The organism is Serratia sp. MF1(2023) (genome assembly GCF_030954545.1).
GTDB classification, from domain to species: Bacteria; Pseudomonadota; Gammaproteobacteria; order Enterobacterales; family Enterobacteriaceae; genus Serratia; species Serratia sarumanii.
On record NZ_JAVHUX010000006.1, the window covers coordinates 92,211 to 108,612 of the forward strand.

The 16,402-nt window shown below is 53.0% G+C and carries 16 protein-coding genes; 13 read left to right on the top strand and 3 right to left on the bottom strand.

Annotated elements, in window-relative coordinates:
* The first annotated feature begins 65 nt into the window (after nt 1-65).
* The 10 genes from REA38_RS02445 (at nt 66) to REA38_RS02490 (ending at nt 10,049) form a co-directional block, all read left to right on the top strand.
* Entirely contained in the window at nt 66-791 is a 726-nt protein-coding gene (locus REA38_RS02445) for a hypothetical protein (protein WP_308884895.1), read from the top strand.
* A 30-nt stretch (nt 792-821) separates the two neighbouring features.
* On the top strand, nt 822-1,616 hold the full coding sequence (locus REA38_RS02450; RefSeq protein WP_308884852.1) for a hypothetical protein: 795 nt from the start codon (nt 822-824) through the stop codon (nt 1,614-1,616).
* 72 nt (nt 1,617-1,688) lie between these two features.
* The gene (locus REA38_RS02455) at nt 1,689-3,026 is read left to right on the top strand and encodes a lipopolysaccharide biosynthesis protein (protein WP_033655209.1); all 1,338 of its coding nucleotides are present in this window, start codon (nt 1,689-1,691) and stop codon (nt 3,024-3,026) included.
* Nucleotides 3,023-3,892 (top strand): hypothetical protein, encoded by an 870-nt coding sequence (locus REA38_RS02460; RefSeq protein WP_308884855.1) that lies wholly within the window; start codon nt 3,023-3,025, stop codon nt 3,890-3,892. The genes REA38_RS02455 and REA38_RS02460 overlap by 4 nt, the downstream gene beginning before the upstream one ends.
* Before the next feature lie 20 nt (nt 3,893-3,912).
* Nucleotides 3,913-4,479, top strand: a complete 567-nt coding sequence (locus REA38_RS02465; protein ID WP_308884857.1) for a YtfJ family protein — start codon at nt 3,913-3,915, stop codon at nt 4,477-4,479.
* Between the two features lie 28 nt (nt 4,480-4,507).
* Nucleotides 4,508-5,578: an LPS export ABC transporter permease LptF gene (lptF, locus tag REA38_RS02470; RefSeq protein WP_308884858.1), complete on the top strand. Its 1,071-nt coding sequence runs from the start codon at nt 4,508-4,510 to the stop codon at nt 5,576-5,578.
* Nucleotides 5,575-6,654, top strand: coding sequence for an LPS export ABC transporter permease LptG (lptG, locus tag REA38_RS02475; RefSeq protein WP_308884859.1), 1,080 nt, complete (start codon nt 5,575-5,577; stop codon nt 6,652-6,654). The genes lptF and lptG overlap by 4 nt, the downstream gene beginning before the upstream one ends.
* A gap of 223 nt (nt 6,655-6,877) precedes the next feature.
* Nucleotides 6,878-8,380 carry a phospholipase gene (locus REA38_RS02480; protein WP_308884860.1) on the top strand — a complete coding sequence of 501 codons (1,503 nt, stop codon included), beginning with the start codon at nt 6,878-6,880 and terminating at the stop codon, nt 8,378-8,380.
* On the top strand, nt 8,377-9,135 hold the full coding sequence (locus REA38_RS02485) for an ankyrin repeat domain-containing protein (protein WP_049202126.1): 759 nt from the start codon (nt 8,377-8,379) through the stop codon (nt 9,133-9,135). The genes REA38_RS02480 and REA38_RS02485 overlap by 4 nt, the downstream gene beginning before the upstream one ends.
* Before the next feature lie 140 nt (nt 9,136-9,275).
* Nucleotides 9,276-10,049, top strand: a complete 774-nt coding sequence (locus REA38_RS02490; RefSeq protein WP_308884862.1) for an ankyrin repeat domain-containing protein — start codon at nt 9,276-9,278, stop codon at nt 10,047-10,049.
* Between the two features lie 97 nt (nt 10,050-10,146).
* Here the strand turns inward: REA38_RS02490 and REA38_RS02495 are convergent, their stop codons facing one another.
* Nucleotides 10,147-11,454, bottom strand: coding sequence for a serine hydrolase (locus tag REA38_RS02495; protein ID WP_308884864.1), 1,308 nt, complete (start codon nt 11,452-11,454; stop codon nt 10,147-10,149).
* 107 nt (nt 11,455-11,561) lie between these two features.
* Here REA38_RS02495 and REA38_RS02500 point away from each other — a divergent pair, with 107 nt between their 5' ends.
* From REA38_RS02500 to REA38_RS02510, 3 genes are all read left to right on the top strand, one after another.
* A complete protein-coding gene (locus REA38_RS02500; RefSeq protein WP_308884865.1) occupies nt 11,562-12,455 on the top strand; it encodes a LysR family transcriptional regulator in 894 nt (297 codons plus the stop codon).
* Nucleotides 12,456-12,765: 310 nt separating this feature from the next.
* Nucleotides 12,766-13,806 (top strand): hypothetical protein, encoded by a 1,041-nt coding sequence (locus tag REA38_RS02505; protein WP_308884867.1) that lies wholly within the window; start codon nt 12,766-12,768, stop codon nt 13,804-13,806.
* A gap of 274 nt (nt 13,807-14,080) precedes the next feature.
* Nucleotides 14,081-14,569 (top strand): GNAT family N-acetyltransferase, encoded by a 489-nt coding sequence (locus REA38_RS02510; RefSeq protein ID WP_308884869.1) that lies wholly within the window; start codon nt 14,081-14,083, stop codon nt 14,567-14,569.
* A gap of 741 nt (nt 14,570-15,310) precedes the next feature.
* Here the strand turns inward: REA38_RS02510 and REA38_RS02515 are convergent.
* Nucleotides 15,311-15,703: a DUF4365 domain-containing protein gene (locus REA38_RS02515; RefSeq protein ID WP_308884871.1), complete on the bottom strand. Its 393-nt coding sequence runs from the start codon at nt 15,701-15,703 to the stop codon at nt 15,311-15,313.
* Between the two features lie 306 nt (nt 15,704-16,009).
* Nucleotides 16,010-16,219 carry a hypothetical protein gene (locus REA38_RS02520; protein ID WP_308884873.1) on the bottom strand — a complete coding sequence of 70 codons (210 nt, stop codon included), beginning with the start codon at nt 16,217-16,219 and terminating at the stop codon, nt 16,010-16,012.
* Between the last annotated feature and the right edge of the window lie 183 nt (nt 16,220-16,402).

Genomic DNA, 16,402 nt, shown 5'->3' on the forward strand with positions numbered 1-16,402 from the left:
AATAAATATCTTGAACCTAAGGCGTATTGGAATACAATAGTTTTTTTCGCATTGGATCAATTATTGTGAGTCAGCAGATAAGACCTTCATCTGATCGCTCGCCCGTGCGCGTAATAGCGATAACCGGCTGTGACGGCTCGGGAAAATCCACGTTAGCCGCCAGCCTGGTCAACGCCTTATCGGCACAAGAACCTGCCGAACTGCTTTATCTCGGCCAGTCATCCGGGCGTATCGGCGAATGGATCAGTTCGCTGCCGATTATTGGCGCCACCTTCGGGCGTTATTTATTGAAGAAGTCGGAGCGCGTGCATGAGCGCCCTTCCACGCCGCCGGATAATGCCACGGCGCTGGTGATTTTTTTACTCTCCTATTGGCGCGTTTATAAATTCCGTCGCATGCTGAAGAAAAGCCGCAGCGGCGCATTGCTGATCACCGATCGTTATCCGCAGGCCGAAGTGGCGGGGTTTCGTTTCGATGGCCCGCAGCTGGCGAAAACCGCCGGCGGCAATCGCTGGATCCGCTGGCTGAGAAAGCGCGAACAAAACCTCTACCAATGGATGGCGTCTTATCAGCCCTTATTATTAATTCGGCTGGATATTGACGAGCAAACGGCCTATTCACGCAAACCCGATCACTCGCTGGCGGCGTTGCGTGAAAAGATCGCCGTCATCCCGCACCTGACGTTTAACGGCGCTAACATACTGGATTTAGACGGCCGAGAACCGGCCAGCCATATTTTCGACGAATCGCTGCGCGCCGTTAAAATATCGCTGAGGGCCGCCAATGCCTAGCCGACAAATAACCTTTTCGTACCGAAACAGATGAAAAAAAATAAACTCACTGCCGAACAGCACTCCTCTTCCACCTGCATTAGCGGGCTGATTGCCGTGGTGGGCAGCGACGGCACGGGCAAGTCCACTCTGACCGCCGATCTGGTGAAAAACCTGCAGCAGCATCGCCCCACGCAGCGGCGCTATTTAGGGCTGATCTCCGGCGAAGACGGCGACAAAATCAAGAAGTTGCCGTTCATCGGCGTGTGGCTGGAACGGCGCCTGGCGGCCAAATCCGATAAAACCCAACGCATGAGCAACAGGCCGCCGGCGCTGTGGGCGGCGCTGATCATGTACGGCTTTTCGCTGTGGCGCGCCTCCAACCTGCGCAAGGTGCGGCGGCTGGCGCAGAGCGGCGTGCTGGTGATCAGCGATCGCTACCCGCAGGCGGAAATTTCTGGTTTTTACTACGACGGGCCCGGTATCGGCGTGGAGCGCGCAAAAGGCTGGCTATTGAGCCGCCTGGCGGCGCGCGAACGCCGTTTATATCAACGCATGGCCGTCTATCGGCCGGCGCTGATCATTCGCCTCGATATCGACGTCGATACGGCGTTTTCCCGCAAGCCCGATCACAGCTATGAAGAACTGAAAGACAAGATTTCCGCCATGGTGCGCCTGCAATACAACGGCGCGCGCCTCATCGAGCTGGACGCCAGAGCCCCTTACGACGAGGTACTGAGCAACGCGCTCAACGCCATTTCGGCCGTGGTGAACCCCGCGAAGCGCCCACAGAGCGACATCGGGCAACCCGGCGAAAACGCCGGCGAAGAAACTCAGGTTTATTAAACGCATACAGGGCAAGCGCATGACAGCGGAACACAAGATGCAGCAAAACAACGATAACGGCTGGTTTGGGTTATGAAACGGTGGTTTTCCGATGGCGCGTTTCGCTCCATTTTACGTAATGCCGCCTACTTAGGCTCCGGCAGCGTGGCCAGCGCACTGCTTGGCCTGCTGGCGCTCTCCTGCGCCGGTAAAGGCATGTCGCCTGAAATGTTCGGCGTGCTGGTGGTGATCCAGGCCTATACCAAAGCGGTCAGCGATTTCATCAAATTCCAGACCTGGCAGTTTGTGGTGCAATTCGGTACCCCGGCGTTGGAGCATCAAAACACCGGGCGCTTCCGCGACGTCGTCGCCTTCTCCTTCGGGCTGGATATCGCCAGCGGCGTCATCGCCGTACTGGGCGGCATGATCATGCTGCCGTTCTTGTCCCACGCCCTGGGGCTGGACAGCGAAAGTTTCTGGCTCGCCATGCTGTACTGCACCCTGATCCCGTCGATGACCTCGTCCACGCCGACCGGCGTGCTGCGCGCCTTCAACCGCTTCGATCTCATCGCCATCCAGCAGGCGATCAAGCCGTTCCTGCAGGCGGTGGGCAGCGTCATCTCCTATTATTTCGATCTGGGATTCCCCGGCTTTATCGTCACCTGGTACGCCTCTAACCTGATCGGCGGCACGCTGTTTTGGTGGTTCACCGCGCGCGAACTGCGCCGCCGCGATATCCACGGCGCGCTGAGGCCACGGCTGTTCAACGTCGCGCGCCGTATCGAGGGCGCCTGGAACTTCGTCTGGACCACCAACATCGCCCATACCATCTGGGCCGCGCGCAACTCCTGCACCACCGTGCTGGTGGGCGTGGTGCTCGGGCCGGCCGCCGCCGGGCTGTTCAAGATCGCCATGACCTTCTTCGATGCGACGGGCACCCCGGCCAAGCTGCTGGAGAAAAGCTTCTATCCGGAGATCATGCGCCTGGATCCGCGCACCAAGACCCCGTGGCTGCTGGGCCTGCGCTCCTCGCTGCTGGCCGGCGGCATCGGTCTCGCCGTCGCGGTGTTGATGCTGCTGGTGGGTAAACCGCTCATTTCCGCGGTGTTCGGGCAGCAATACCTGGAAGCCTATGACCTGATTCAAATCATGCTGGGCGCGATCATCGTCTCCATGATGGGCTTCCCGCAGGAATCCTTACTGTTTATGGCAGGCAAGCAGCGCGCTTTCCTGATCGCGCAGGCGACGGCCTCGGCGGCCTACATTGCGCTGCTGGTGTCGATGGCGTATGCCTTCGGCGTGCAGGGTGCCGCCTTCGCTTATTTACTGGGGCAATGTTTAGACGTTCTGTTATCCCTGATACCGACGATCGGCGCCTACCGCAATCGCTTTATGTTGGGGCTGAATGCGCCCAAAGAGAGTAATCAATGACCGCTAACGATAATTGGAAGAAGTTCTCCGCCGAAACCACCCAGGCGCTGTTTGTCGCGGTGGAAGAAGACGACCTGGTTGAGGCGAATATCAGCCTGCCGCAGCAGATCGATCTGGAATGCTCCCCCGAGAGCATCCGGGACAACTACGCGCTGTGCCTGCAGTTTTGGGAAGACGGCTTTTCCCGCCGCGAGCTGCTGCAACTGGTGAACGGTTTCCTGCAAGATCCGCAGTTGGCGGCGCCCACCCGCATGCGCTACAAATATATCCGCGCCCGCTACAAGCACCTGCGCTTCGCCCAGCAGCTGTACGGCGCGCCCCACCGCGCCAACCGCCTGTTCCACACCACCACTGTGGTGCTCGGCCATTTTCAGGACGCGTTTCGCAACGGCAACCAGAAGAACCTGACGCTGTACGGCAACCTGCTGCGGCTGCTGCTCAGCAAGCCGGTATGGTCATACGTGCGCTATGCGCTGCGCCACACCCGGCTGGAAAGCTCACAGGGCTTTATCACCTACCGCCAGGAGCAAATGCGCCAGCTGCAGACGCTGATCGCCGGCCCGGCGCTGACCGGGCACCAGTTCCACAACGTGCGCAAAATCGTCAGCCGCCAGGTGTCGTTTTACGACACGCTGAGATCGATCGACCCCGACAATCGCGAAGCCCGGCAGATCTCGCGCTTCCTGGCGGCGATTAACGGCCTGATGGGCGACCGACACGACGTGATGGTGGCGGACAAGCTGGCCGGCGGCGATATCTACGATCGGCCGGCGATCCTGGATATCGACATTCGCCAGCGCCTGGAGCTGCTGCTGGCGCGCTTTCCGCTGTCGTTTTCCCCGCCGGCCGTCGCGGCGGGCAGATAAGCGCGTTGCAAGGAGCCATGATGACGTTGCGTCGCTTGCTGATCTTCACGCTGCTGCTGTCGCCGCTGGCGGCATCCGCGCATAACTTCGTGCAGGGCCGGCCGGTGGCGCCGATCGCCATCGCCGATCGCGGCGAACTGCTGCTGCGCAACGGCGATTTCAGCTACCGGCCGTGGAACAGCGCAAAACTGGCGGGCAAAGTGCGGGTGATCCAATACATCGCCGGGCGCACCTCCGCCAAGAAGAAGAACTCGCTGCTGATCAACGCCGTCAAGGACGCGAACCTGCCGGGCGATCGCTTCCAGCCCACCACCATCGTCAACACCGACGACGCGATACCGGGCTCCGGCTTTTTCGTGCGCGGCAAGATCGAGAAAAACAAGCGGAATTACCCCTGGGCGCAGTTCATCGTCGACAGCGACGGGCTGGGGCGCATGGCCTGGTGGCTGCCGGAGGAGAGCTCCACCATCGTGGTGCTGGACAAGGCCGGGCGCGTGCAGTGGGCGAAGGACGGCGCACTCACCCCGCAGGAAGTTGATCAGGTGATTGCCCTGCTGCGCGCGCTGATCGCGCGGGAGACGCCATGAAGCGCACGCCGCCGGGAGCCGATGACGCATGTCTTTGATTGAACGCTACATCACGGTTGAGATCCGCCGCCTGGTGATGATGATCGCCGGGTTTCTGATCTTTATGTTCGCCAGCTACTCCGCCCAGCGCTACCTGACCGACGCCGCCAACGGCACGCTGGCGCTGCGGGTAGTGGCCGAGGTGGTTTTCTATAAATCGCTGATCGCGCTGGAGATGATATTGCCCGTCGCGCTGTATGTCTCGGTGGCGGTGGCGCTCAGCCAGCTGTACAGCGATGCGGAGATCACCGCCATGCTGGCCGCCGGCGCCAGCCCGCTGCGGCTGTATAAGGCGGTGCTGATACTGGCCGTGCCGCTGGCGATAGCGGTCACGCTGCTGTCGCTGTATGGCAGGCCCTGGGCGTACGCCAATATTTATCAGCTGCAGCAAGAGTCGCAGTCGGTGCTGGACGTGAGCCACCTGCAGGCCGACAAATTCAACGTTAGCGGCAACGGCCGCATGATCCTCGCCAATCACGTCGACAAAACGGCCAACCACCTGACGGACGCCCTGATTTATGTGCGCGGCGGCCATCATACCAACCTGTACCGCGCGCAGTCGGTGGAGGTGCTCGACGCCTCCCCCGCCAGTCCCGCCGTGCGGCTGAAAACCGGCACCGCCTATGTGCTGGATCGCCAGGGCACCGACGACAACGGGCAGAACTACGACAACTTCGACATCGCGCTCAAGCCGTTCGTGCCCAGCGCCGAGAGCCGACACAAATCGGCCTCGCCGGCGGAGCTGGCGCGCTCCGCCGATCCGGGCGACGCCGCCGAACTGCAATGGCGCGAAAGCCGCGGGCTGACCACCGTGCTGATGGTGCTGCTGGCGATCCCCTTTAGCCGCATCAAGCCGCGACAAGGGCGCTACGCCGCGCTACTGCCCCTGACGGTGCTGTTTACCGCGATTTTCTATGGCGGCAACATTTGCCGCACGCTGGTGGCCAACGGCTCTGTGCCGACGATCCCCGGCGTTTGGCTGGTGCCGCTGGCGATGGCTGCCGGCATCGCCCTGCTGCTGGCGCGCGACTTATCCCTGCTGCGGAAACCCTCCCGATGACTATTTTTAGCCGTTACCTGATCCGCAACGTGTTCATCGGCTTCGCCGCCGCGGCCGGGCTGCTCATTCCGCTGTTCACCACCTTTACGCTGATCAACGAGCTGGAGGACGTGACCCCGGGCGGCTACCGCTGGCAGCAGGCGCTGCTGGTGACCGTGCTGACCCTGCCGCGCAGCCTGGTCGATCTGGGGCCGTTTATCGCGCTGCTCGGCGGCATCGTCGGGCTGGGGCAGCTATCTAAAACCCTGGAACTGACCGCGATCCGCTCCGCCGGGATGTCGATATTCCGCATTGCGCTGGTGATGCTCGCCGCCGGGCTGCTGATGAACCTGTCGCTCGGCGCCCTCGATGAATGGGCGGCCTCGCCGCTGCAGCAACGCGCGCTGCAGATGAAGAACAACGCCCTGGCGCAGTCGAACGATAACGACGTCACCGTGAACCCGCTGTGGGCGCGGCGCGGCAACGAGTTTGTGACGGTCAAAACCGTCGACGAGAACGACCAGCCCCACGGCATTGAGATCTTCCGCTATCAGGCCAACCGCGCGCTGGAATCTTACCTTTACGCCGACAGCGCCAGCGCCGCCGCCGACGGCAACTGGCTGCTGCACAACGTGATGCAGAAAAGCTGGCAAGGCAGAAAAGAGACGATTGAGCGGCATAGCAGCCTGCCGTGGCGATCGCTGTTCGCGGTGCCGAGCCTGAAAGAGCTGACCCTGCCGGCCGGCAGCTTCTCGCTGCAACAGCTGGAGCGCTATATCGATTACCTGCAGGGCTCGGGGCAGCCCAGCACCGAATACCGCCTGGCGCTGTGGAAAAAACTCGGCCAGCCCCTGCTGGTGCTGGCGATGATTTTGCTGGCCATCCCGTTTACCTTCACCGCTCCACGCGCCCCCGGCATGGGCAGCCGGTTAGCGCTTGGCGTCATCATCGGGTTGCTGACCTACATCGCTTACCAGATCGTTCTCAATCTGGGGTTGCTGTTCGCCCTCAACGCGCCCTTCACCGCCCTCGCCCCGCCGCTTTTACTTCTGGCGCTGGCGTTAGTGCTGGTTTATCGGTTTGATCGGCGGGGTTAAAAACCCGCAGCAGCCTTTGGAAAACAAGAACTTTCCGGTTAACCTTTGGCCGGCTTTACAAATTGGCCTGAGCCGTTATCATCCCTTATCTGGTGTCCTATGCGCCGTTAGCTATCGCTGACTGCCGTTCGATAACATGCCCCTCAGGGCTCCATCGAGTGCAAGGAGTGCGAGCGCCCGCCTGAACAGGCCAAGACGCAGCAAGCAAAGGAAGAGACACACTATGTTTTCCCGTTTGAAACTGCTGTATATCGCCGATGATATTATTTCACCTGATGAATTCCCCCGTATAGTCAGCCCTTCCAGCGCCTGTCACGGCCTTTCATACATGCCGGACAATGACATTCTGTCGCTTTTTTCTGGTTTTCGCGGTGGCGAACGGATCCGCCGTGAAGTCGGCGTTACGCAAAACGGAATAAGCTCTAACCTGCGCGCAAGAGTGCAGAGCGACCTGATGAGCGGCGTTGTCGTAGCGGTTGAAACCCGGCCCGGCGTGTTGGCGACGATGGGGCCATTTTACGCCGACATCGACGGCTACCTGATACCGCAGGGGAGACAAGAGCCCAACTACCCGGTGGACAAGATAGTGAAGCGGTACGAAGAGGCCGTGAAGTCTTATGGCGGCCGCCGGGCGCGCCCGTCCGTCTTCCCCGCACAAGTCACGCGGGCCAAACCGGCCCTTGGCCCGGATATCCCGGCGCAAGGTGGAAGAGCCTCACAGTCGGTCGTGTCTGGCCCCTTGACCAAAGCGCAACGCTGGCAGGAGCGAAAATACCTCATTGGCCGCGGGCAACGGAGTATCTACCCGGACGCCCGAATCGCCTCGGAACGCCTGGCGGCAAACAATGTCGCCGTCGAGAAGGCAAAGCTGGCGGAGAATATCTACAAGACCACGAATCCGCTAAAGGATACACTCGGCGTTCCCGAGGGCTGGAAAGATATCAGTAACGATAATGCGGCCCTGAGTAAAATTGGGCTAAACAGAAATATGCTCTTCGACAGAGATGAATCGCCGGATTTTTTGGCAAGGGTATATCAACCTGACAACAGTATTTTTGGTAAAGAGATGAATCCGACAGTCGTGTTCAGAGGATCAAGAGCGCCAGAATTCCCGGAGGGAATCGGCAGCGCCGCCAAAAAGGCCCTTAGGGGCGATTTGTCAGGAATTAAAAATGTGAATGACTGGATAAATAATGGTGCTCAGGGGATGGGGACGAGCTCAGACTATTATAAACAGGCGGTTAAAATAGGATTACAAGTAAAGAACTCCTCCGGTGTCGATATTTCTGGTCATTCATTGGGCGGGGGAATGGCCTCAGCTGCATCAATGACCAGTGGAAAACCCGCCTGGACGTTTAATGCAGCCGGGCTGCATCATGGAACTGTAGGGAAATACGGAGCTGAAATGATTGGTTCAGCCAAGAACATACAGGCCTATCGAGTTGAAGGAGAACTATTAACCACGTTACAGGAGGTTAATAACGAAAGTGACTATGAGCTTATAAAAAATGCCCTACCCGATTCTTTACAAAAACCCTGGGGCGTAGCATTGCCTTTCACCTTGAAAGAGTGGTCATCACTGGCGGTGCCTGATGCCGCTGGCATACCGCACACTCTTACCGGAGGGACAGGAACCCTGCTCGATAAACACGGTATAGACCAGACAATAAAGTTGATTGAAGATCAGAAAGACGAGGATGTCGCCACTATCAGGGGGAGAATATGAGCAAGTGGATAATGGCAATGGCGTTACTGTTTACTGTTCTCATGATGCAAGGATGCAAAAAAAACATGGAATATGAACCACAGGATTTTTTTGAAGGCCGTCAATTGGAAGTCGCACAGCTGATTTATGATGGCGATGAAGTGAAACTGAATGAGAAGCTTCCTTCAATAAGCAAGGAAGAACTGAATCGACCAGTGAAAGCAGATATGACCCTGCTGTTTTGGTCGGTGTTGAACTCAATCTATGATAAAAACACGCCGGAAAGGCTGAAAATAATAACCGACCTGGTTAAAGCTGGCGCAGACCCGTTGCAGCCCAGACCAGAGGGAGGAAGCAGCCCGGCGGAATTCGTCATGAAAGCCGACAAGGGGATTTGGGTCAAAGCCATGCTCGACGGCGGTTTACCGCCAAACGCAAAAGATAAGGTATTCAATGAGCCCATTGTATTCCAAACAATCAAAGCCAAAAACCCTGAAACATTAAAGGTGATGCTGGATTATGGCGCGGATATAAACATCAGAGACTCCTTGCAACAAACCTTATTAATGGATGCTTTTTTTAGCTCAGCCTTTGAGCATATGACCTTACTGCTCAATCGGGGTGCGAATCCTAACCCGGTAAATATAAACAATCTTTCGCTGTTAACAGCAGTGAATCGGCAAATAAAAGACAGCCAAGATGGCTCAGAATACAATGTACAGTGTAAGAAAATACTCGAGCTCATGCTTTTGAAAGGAGCAAAGGAAACACAGTAATTTCATCAACGCAGATCTGACAGCTGCCGATTTTTTATACCTGGGCTGTCAGATTGCATCTGGTTTTCGATAAACACGCTATAGACCACACAATAAAACTGATTGAAGAGACGAGGATGTCACCATTCTCAGGGGAAAACATGAGCAAATCGATAATGACAATAGCGCTGCTGTTTACTGTCCTCATGGTGCAAGGATGCAACAAAAGCATGGAATATGAGCCACAGGATTTTTTTGAAGGCCTGCAGCTGGACATCGCACAGCTGATTTATGATGGCGATGAGGTGAAACTGAAAGAGAAGCTTCCTTCTATAAGCAAGGAAGAACTAAATCGACCGGTTAAGGCGGACATGACCCTGCTGTTTTGGTCGGTGCTAAACGCAATCTACGATAAAAATACGCCGAAAAGACTGAGGATTATTACTGACTTGGTTAAAGCAGGTGCAGACCCATTGCAACCCAGACCGGAAGGGGGAAGCAGTCCAGCTGAGTTTGTCCTGCAGGGCGATAAAGACGTCTGGATAAAAGCAATGTTGGATGGCGGGTTACCACCGAATTCTAGAGATAAAGTTCATAACGAGCCAATTATATTCGAAGCATTAGACGCGAAAAACCCTGAAACATTAAAGGTGATGCTGGATTATGGTGCGGATATAAACACAAGGGACTCATTGGGCAATACCTTGTTAATAAACTCACTGGATTCTCATTCATTTGATCATACAATTCTTTTGTTAGAGAGAGGCGCAGATAGTAAAATCAAAGGCAAGTTTGGTTGGACTATGGGCAATCAGCTTCAGCGCTTTATAGATAGAGGTGTAGGAGATGACGAAGATAAAGAGAAAATTAACAAGATAAAAGAGTTATTAATTAAAAAGGGTTGTGACTGGCCTCCACTACCTGTAGAGAATTGATACTCCCCTACCCTACGGCATGGATAGGTCGACGTCGAAGACATGAAATATGCCGCTCAGGGGCGCAATGGCAACCGCCCCTGCTCGCTCCGCGGGATTAACGTAGTTCCTTCGCTATCGCGCTAAACATCAGCGATGCCTCCAGTGGTTGGGCGCTGAAAGAAGGCTCCGCCTGCGGCCAGGTAGACCACTGGACGATCACCAGATTCTCCGCCTGATTGACCATGATCATCTGGCCGAAGATCCCCAGCGCCCACAGGGAATGCTTGAGGGATGCCTGCGGGGCGGGTTCCACGTTGGCCGCATTCACCGGCACTGCGTTGTTCCACCATTGGAAGCCGTAAATGCCGTCAGGATGGGCCGCCGACACCGAGCCAGCCGCCAGCGTCCAGTTGGACGACTGGGCTACCCAATCTTCCGGCAGGATCTGTTTGCCGTTCGGCAACGTCCCGTTATGCAGAATAAATTCGCCGAAGCGCCCCCAGTCTTCCAGCGTGGCGTTGAAGCCGTGCGCGCCTACGTCGTGCAGACCTTTGGCGTAGGCATGCCACACGCCGTCGCTCGCCATGCCGTACGGCTGCCAGATGCTTTGCTGCAGATAGGCCGCCAGCGGCATGCCGGTGGCGCGTTCCAATACGTCGCCCAGCAGCCACGCGCCGCCGGAGGAGTAAGACCAGTTCTGCCCGGCCGGATGCGCGCGGTGCAAACCGGCCACCAGCTTGCGCACGCAGGCGTAGGTGCCGGGCCTGGCTTCACACTCGGTCAGCTGCGCGAAGTCCGATTTCGGGTTGGTGTAATCCTCATTCCACGCCACGCCGGAGGTATGGGTGATCAGCTGCCTGAGGGTCACGCCGTCCCACGCGGTGCCTTTCAGATCGGGTTCGTATTGCGTGATGAGATCGTCGAGCGAGCGGATCTTGCCCTGTTTAATCGCCACGCCCACCAGCGTGGCGACCACGGATTTGCCCACCGAGCGCGACGTCCACAGGGTAGAGTCGGTATTACCCTGCCCCAGATATTTCCAGGCGATTTTGCCGTCTTTCAATACCAGCATACCGCTGACGTTCTGGCGCTGCAGGTAATCCTGCAGGCTGTAGGTTTTGCCATTCACCCGATAGCTGGCGTCGGTTAACGGTTTAGCGGCGGCCAGCAGCGGCACGGCGTTGCCGTGGTGAAACACATCCCCCGCATAGTTGCGGTAGTCGTTACGAAAACCGATCACCCGGTCGCTCTGGCTCCAGGTGAGCATCTTGTGCGTGTCAGGCAATTGCGCATCGAAAGGCGCGGGACAGACGCTGAGTTCGGTACCCGCACAGGCGGCCAGCGCGGCGGGCGCCAACAGGCCGCTGCAAAGACTGATGACAACGCCCGCCAGCAGGCTGCGGTTAAACACTTTGCTTTTCATATTTTTTCTCGCTTAGCTCAGGAAGGCGTTCAGCTTAAAAAAACGCGGCCTATAATAAAAAACGCCTGATGGGGGAAAATCCCCCGAAAAATCGACGGGAGAACCGCGTGCCGAGCCTGATTTACTCCTTTGCCCAACTGGAAGCCTTCACCGCCGTGGCCGAGCACGGCAGCCTGGCAAAAGCCGCGCTCAAGCTGGGCAAAGACCGCACGACGCTGCGCGATTTGATTGATTTTCTCGAGGATGGCTTGGGCTATGCGCTGTTCCTGCGCGAGGGGCGCAGCCTGCACCTGACGCCGGAAGGCGAACAGCTGCAGCGCCAGGCACACCTGTTGATGCGCCAGGTGAAAGCGTTTGAGGCGTTTGCCAAAGACGTGCCCAAGAGCGCGGCGCAGGAAATCTCGCTGGTCTACGATCCCTTTACGCCCCGCGCATTGCTGCAGGCGCTGATTGCAGCGATGGCCCAGCGAAACACGCGCCTGAGCCTGATTAACGCCTCACGCGACGAAGCGGAAAGGCTGCTGGCAAACGGCCAGGCCGATCTGGGCATCTGCCAGGCGCGCAACCGTAGCGTGGGCGACGCTATGGAGTGGCGCGCCCTAGGGGCGATAGAGATGGATTTTTACGCCGCCAAAGCGCTTTTCCCCGGCGCGGGACAGCCGCTTTCGCTGCTGGAGCTCTCGCTCACGCCGCAGGTAATCATGCACCCAGACTCTGACGAACCGGTGGCGCGCCGCCTGCAAATTTCAGGGCATACAATATTTACCAACGAACTGGAAATGCTGCGCGCCCTGCTTGAACAAGGCTGCGGCTGGGGATTCCTGCCGACGCATATGCATGCGGAACGGTGGAAAAACGTCAACACGCTGCGCACCCAAGTAGGCAGCCAGGGGATCAGCCAAACCATGGTGACCATATGGAAGCCGGGCAATGACCGACGGACGCTGATTGATGAGACGCTGGCGCTGTTGCCGGGGTTGTGGCGGGAGGTTGGGAGGTGAAAAGTCGCTACTAGATTAGCGGTGTTGTTACCGGTAGTCGATCGTGAAGCTCATCGTCCGCATTGCTTTTTTCGATCGTTCTTAAGCGGGGCTCGCTGTTTTTCCCCAGTGAACCCTTCACCGCCTTTGGCCCATCGCTAATGGTACTGGTTTATTGCTTTGATAGGCGGCATTCGAGGGGCGGTTTTGAGCGAAAAGCGGACGTTTACGCTTAGTTCTGTGCTGATAAAAATACCATTAAATAGTATAATTAATCAAAGTATCATGTGATATCTTTCGTAAAGATTAATTCTTAACTTTTAGGATTATTATGTCAGATTTAGAAAAATTCCTGCCAACTTTGAAACGCTTATCAAAATTAGACAAGCTCTCTGAGAATGAAATTCTAAATCAATTCAGGAGAAATCATAGCGTAGAACCAGTAATCTCAAAAAGTGAACTTTGTTATGCTTCTTTCACAGTTAAAATTGATGATTTAAACTTCTTGCTTACCGAAAGGCCAATATCGTACTTAAATAGACATTGGGGACGATGTTCGAATATTCAGTCGCATGCAAATTCACTTGGTATAGCATTACCCCTATATATTGGAGAAGGCACTCTTTCTTCTGCAATCCATGAAATTAAAAGAAGTGAAAATCCGCTTGATAATTCAAATAAATGGTTATTCGAAAATTTCTCATTAGAAATTGCAATTGCTTATTTCAACAAATATTTTATAAAGAGCGAATCACTAAAAAACTACAAGACAATTATTTTTGAAGCTATAGAAGCTTTTTATTTGGGGTATGATCATATATCTATAATGTCGCTCTTCCCTGTCTTTGAAGGTGGATTGAGGAACTTACTTGTAAAATTTTGTGATGGTGACAACACAAATACAAGTGCAGACAGATTTGAAAAGGAAATTAGAAAACTCATTATTACATGGGGAAAACGGCAGCTCTCAAATTTTGACTGGCATCCCGGCAAAGGTTATGACATTGAAACTGAGGTGGATTTTTTCACACATTTAAACCCTCAGTGTGATGTGATTAATTCAACCAGATCTTTTTTTAAAAATGTCATATATAAACCAACTGGAGGTGTTAATGAAGGTAGCTTCAATAGACATTTGACACTACATTTGCTGAATCAGGATTTCAATGAGCCATCTAATTTTGTTAGGATTTTCTTGGCGTTAACACATTTAACCTTTGCAGAAAGTCTGATGAACAATAATGTCCCTTTCTTCTGGGAAGGTGTAGATGACAATGACCGACGCATTGCTTCATTCATTTCTAGAAGTGGTGATGTTATTTTTGGAATGCGTAGAAAAGAAATTAGTAAGCTTGGGTTAAATTTATACTGATGCAAGCGTAATCTAAAATACAAATCAAGTATAGGTCGTACCCCTCTTTTTTCGGTTGCCCTAAAAGAAATTTATAACGTCCGCTTTTGGCACGGAGCGGACGAGTTTACCAGGTTGAAGGTCTGCTGTGAGCGAAGTGCAGGCTTCGGCGTCAGCAAAATTACGCTCAGTTGACAAAGCTATATGATATAATTTTATCATGCTGAATCGGCGGATAATTCGGTAGAGTAGTACTAAGTATGCGTTACGTTGCTATTAAGAATGAGACAGTAAATTGAAAACAAAACAGTCAAAAATCCCCAAATCAATTTATAGGCCCATGCATGACGACGAGTTTGACCTCTGGGGGGGCCTCTCTTCAAATGACTATGTTGAAGACCTGATGGCAAATCATCGGTACAGTCGTAAAAAAGCCCAGATAGAGGCGTCGAAATCATTTAAAGCAGCCTTGCCAGCGGGTATCAATACTCAAAATAACCATTTTAGAACTTATGAACATGACAGTCAGGCTGCGGGATATCTGTGGTTCAGCCTGGAAGATAACTCAGCCTTTTTGTTAGATATAATGCTTCTCCCAGAATTTCAGGGTAAGGGAATGGGTCGGGATTTTATCCGTGCATTCCTGAATGAGCTGACTCAACAGGGCGCATATGAGGTGGAACTCAGAGTGTCACCGGACAATCAAAGGGCTTTGAAATTATATAAAGAGTTTGGTTTTCGGATAACTGGTTTTGATATGAGTCTTTTGCTAGGATCCGACTGATCAGCAATCCGTTAATCATAATTTTCGGAGACAATCTCGGGTAATATCAACTATCGATAGGCAATCTACCACTATATATCTTCACATCATCAATGTCCGTTTCTGGCACGCAACGGACAGGCTACGTGGTCATTGGGTCTGCTATGAGCGAGAAGCGGACATGATATATGACCACAATTTTGATGGCTATGAATATGCTATTGGGTAGCACAACAAACTAGCAACACCATGCAGTTTGCAAAGTAAATAATTTGCAAACTGGTTATTTTTCATTTCAATAAACTGTACTGCACTCACTATCCGCTATAAAACTCTCACTATCTAGATGGTTATGGATGCTGTTAGCTAAAAGGTCAAGGTTCTGTTGGTGAGGTATATTTAAAAAATCGGATGGAACACTACTGACATTAAGTGATTGGATAAATGATAATAATTCCTCTGCACATGATTTAGTAATGCAACAGTGATTGTATTTAAATATAGTTTGCAGATTATTTATTTTCCTTGCCAAGGTTACCATGTGTGTCAGGGAATCCTTGTTAATATTGTATTCCTCTGATGCTGCGTGTTTTAACTGTGATGAAAGATGAAAGTAGCTCTCGTGGAATTCCATCATCTCTTGTATTAAGCGTGGCCATGATGCAATTCGTTCTATCTTTTCGAAACTTAAAGATATATTGTTATGCTCAGGGATTTTTATTGTGAATGACTGCTGTCCACTTGTTCTCCACCCCGGTTTTGTTAAGTCGAGAACATCCCTAACATAGCGTTGGATCCATACAAAATATGAGTCCGCATCGTCTGACGAAACATCAACTCTGAATAGCAAGAAAGGTGTGCTAAATCTTTCTGTGTAGAGTACCCCCCCCCCTTATCGAATGAAAATGATATATTATTTTTTTTATCTACTTTTAATGTTGAATTTGTACCTTTAACCTGTGCGTGAAATATTGCCCCTGTTGAGACAAATACGTCATGATCATTCTTATCCTTGTTGTTTTTTTCAAAAATTTCTATAAGAAGATCAATCCCATAATCACGCTCGGTTAACTCCCTAATCACCCAGTGATCTGGGAGAATATTTAGAACACGTTTAATCGACCGAGTATCTATTATGTGCTGTACTGTACGCATAGAAGCCTTTAGAAAAGATGATTGAATTTATGGTTGACTGTCGCGCGAATGAAAATAGTCGGACCTATTGCGAATGTTATACAATGATAGCGGGCCATCATAAACATCAGTACTGGGAAATAAATTGTTTATTAATTTTAATAAATGATAATAAATCCAAACGATACTCTTTGTCAAATTTCTAATGGGAAGGGACTTCCGCTTCTTGGTACGGAGCTATCCGAACGACTAAGGGCAGGTTCCACGCCAAGTTAAGAAACAACCTTAACTCTGCGCGATTGACCGTAATGAGTGGCGGGCACCACATTACTCCACTAGACCATGATAGGAACCGACAGAAACTACAGCATCAACAAATTTCTTCGCCGTTCCCCGATCCATTATTACGGTTTTCCCATCGACAGTAATATAAATGCTGTCTTCGGCATAGTATGAAGATCGACCGAGTTCCAGATCCATAGAAGTTTTACCTCCTTGATCCTTGATTGTTTCTTCAAAAAACATAGTAGTAGCCATAGGGTGTTCCTTTTGAGATTTCCAAAGTTGATATTTTAAGAAGTACTTTAACTTCCTAGCTTACGCTAAGAGGATACTAACACAGTAAATGGTAGCAACGTCAGCTTTTGGCACAAAGCAGCCATTGATACCTATTTTCGACCATAAAACACACCTTACCAACCTTTCCTCAAAAAAACACAG

What these genes read in the sequence shown, in the direction of transcription:
- REA38_RS02450 (WP_308884852.1), top strand. Translation starts at nt 822, where the DNA reads ATGAAAAAAAATAAACTCACTGCCGAACAGCACTCCTCTTCCACCTGC.
- REA38_RS02455 (WP_033655209.1), top strand. Translation starts at nt 1,689, where the DNA reads ATGAAACGGTGGTTTTCCGATGGCGCGTTTCGCTCCATTTTACGTAAT.
- REA38_RS02460 (WP_308884855.1), top strand. Translation starts at nt 3,023, where the DNA reads ATGACCGCTAACGATAATTGGAAGAAGTTCTCCGCCGAAACCACCCAG.
- REA38_RS02465 (WP_308884857.1), top strand. Translation starts at nt 3,913, where the DNA reads ATGACGTTGCGTCGCTTGCTGATCTTCACGCTGCTGCTGTCGCCGCTG.
- lptF (WP_308884858.1), top strand. Translation starts at nt 4,508, where the DNA reads ATGTCTTTGATTGAACGCTACATCACGGTTGAGATCCGCCGCCTGGTG.
- lptG (WP_308884859.1), top strand. Translation starts at nt 5,575, where the DNA reads ATGACTATTTTTAGCCGTTACCTGATCCGCAACGTGTTCATCGGCTTC.
- REA38_RS02480 (WP_308884860.1), top strand. Translation starts at nt 6,878, where the DNA reads ATGTTTTCCCGTTTGAAACTGCTGTATATCGCCGATGATATTATTTCA.
- REA38_RS02485 (WP_049202126.1), top strand. Translation starts at nt 8,377, where the DNA reads ATGAGCAAGTGGATAATGGCAATGGCGTTACTGTTTACTGTTCTCATG.
- REA38_RS02490 (WP_308884862.1), top strand. Translation starts at nt 9,276, where the DNA reads ATGAGCAAATCGATAATGACAATAGCGCTGCTGTTTACTGTCCTCATG.
- REA38_RS02495 (WP_308884864.1), bottom strand. Translation starts at nt 11,454, where the DNA reads ATGAAAAGCAAAGTGTTTAACCGCAGCCTGCTGGCGGGCGTTGTCATC.
- REA38_RS02505 (WP_308884867.1), top strand. Translation starts at nt 12,766, where the DNA reads ATGTCAGATTTAGAAAAATTCCTGCCAACTTTGAAACGCTTATCAAAA.
- REA38_RS02515 (WP_308884871.1), bottom strand. Translation starts at nt 15,703, where the DNA reads ATGCGTACAGTACAGCACATAATAGATACTCGGTCGATTAAACGTGTT.
- REA38_RS02520 (WP_308884873.1), bottom strand. Translation starts at nt 16,219, where the DNA reads ATGGCTACTACTATGTTTTTTGAAGAAACAATCAAGGATCAAGGAGGT.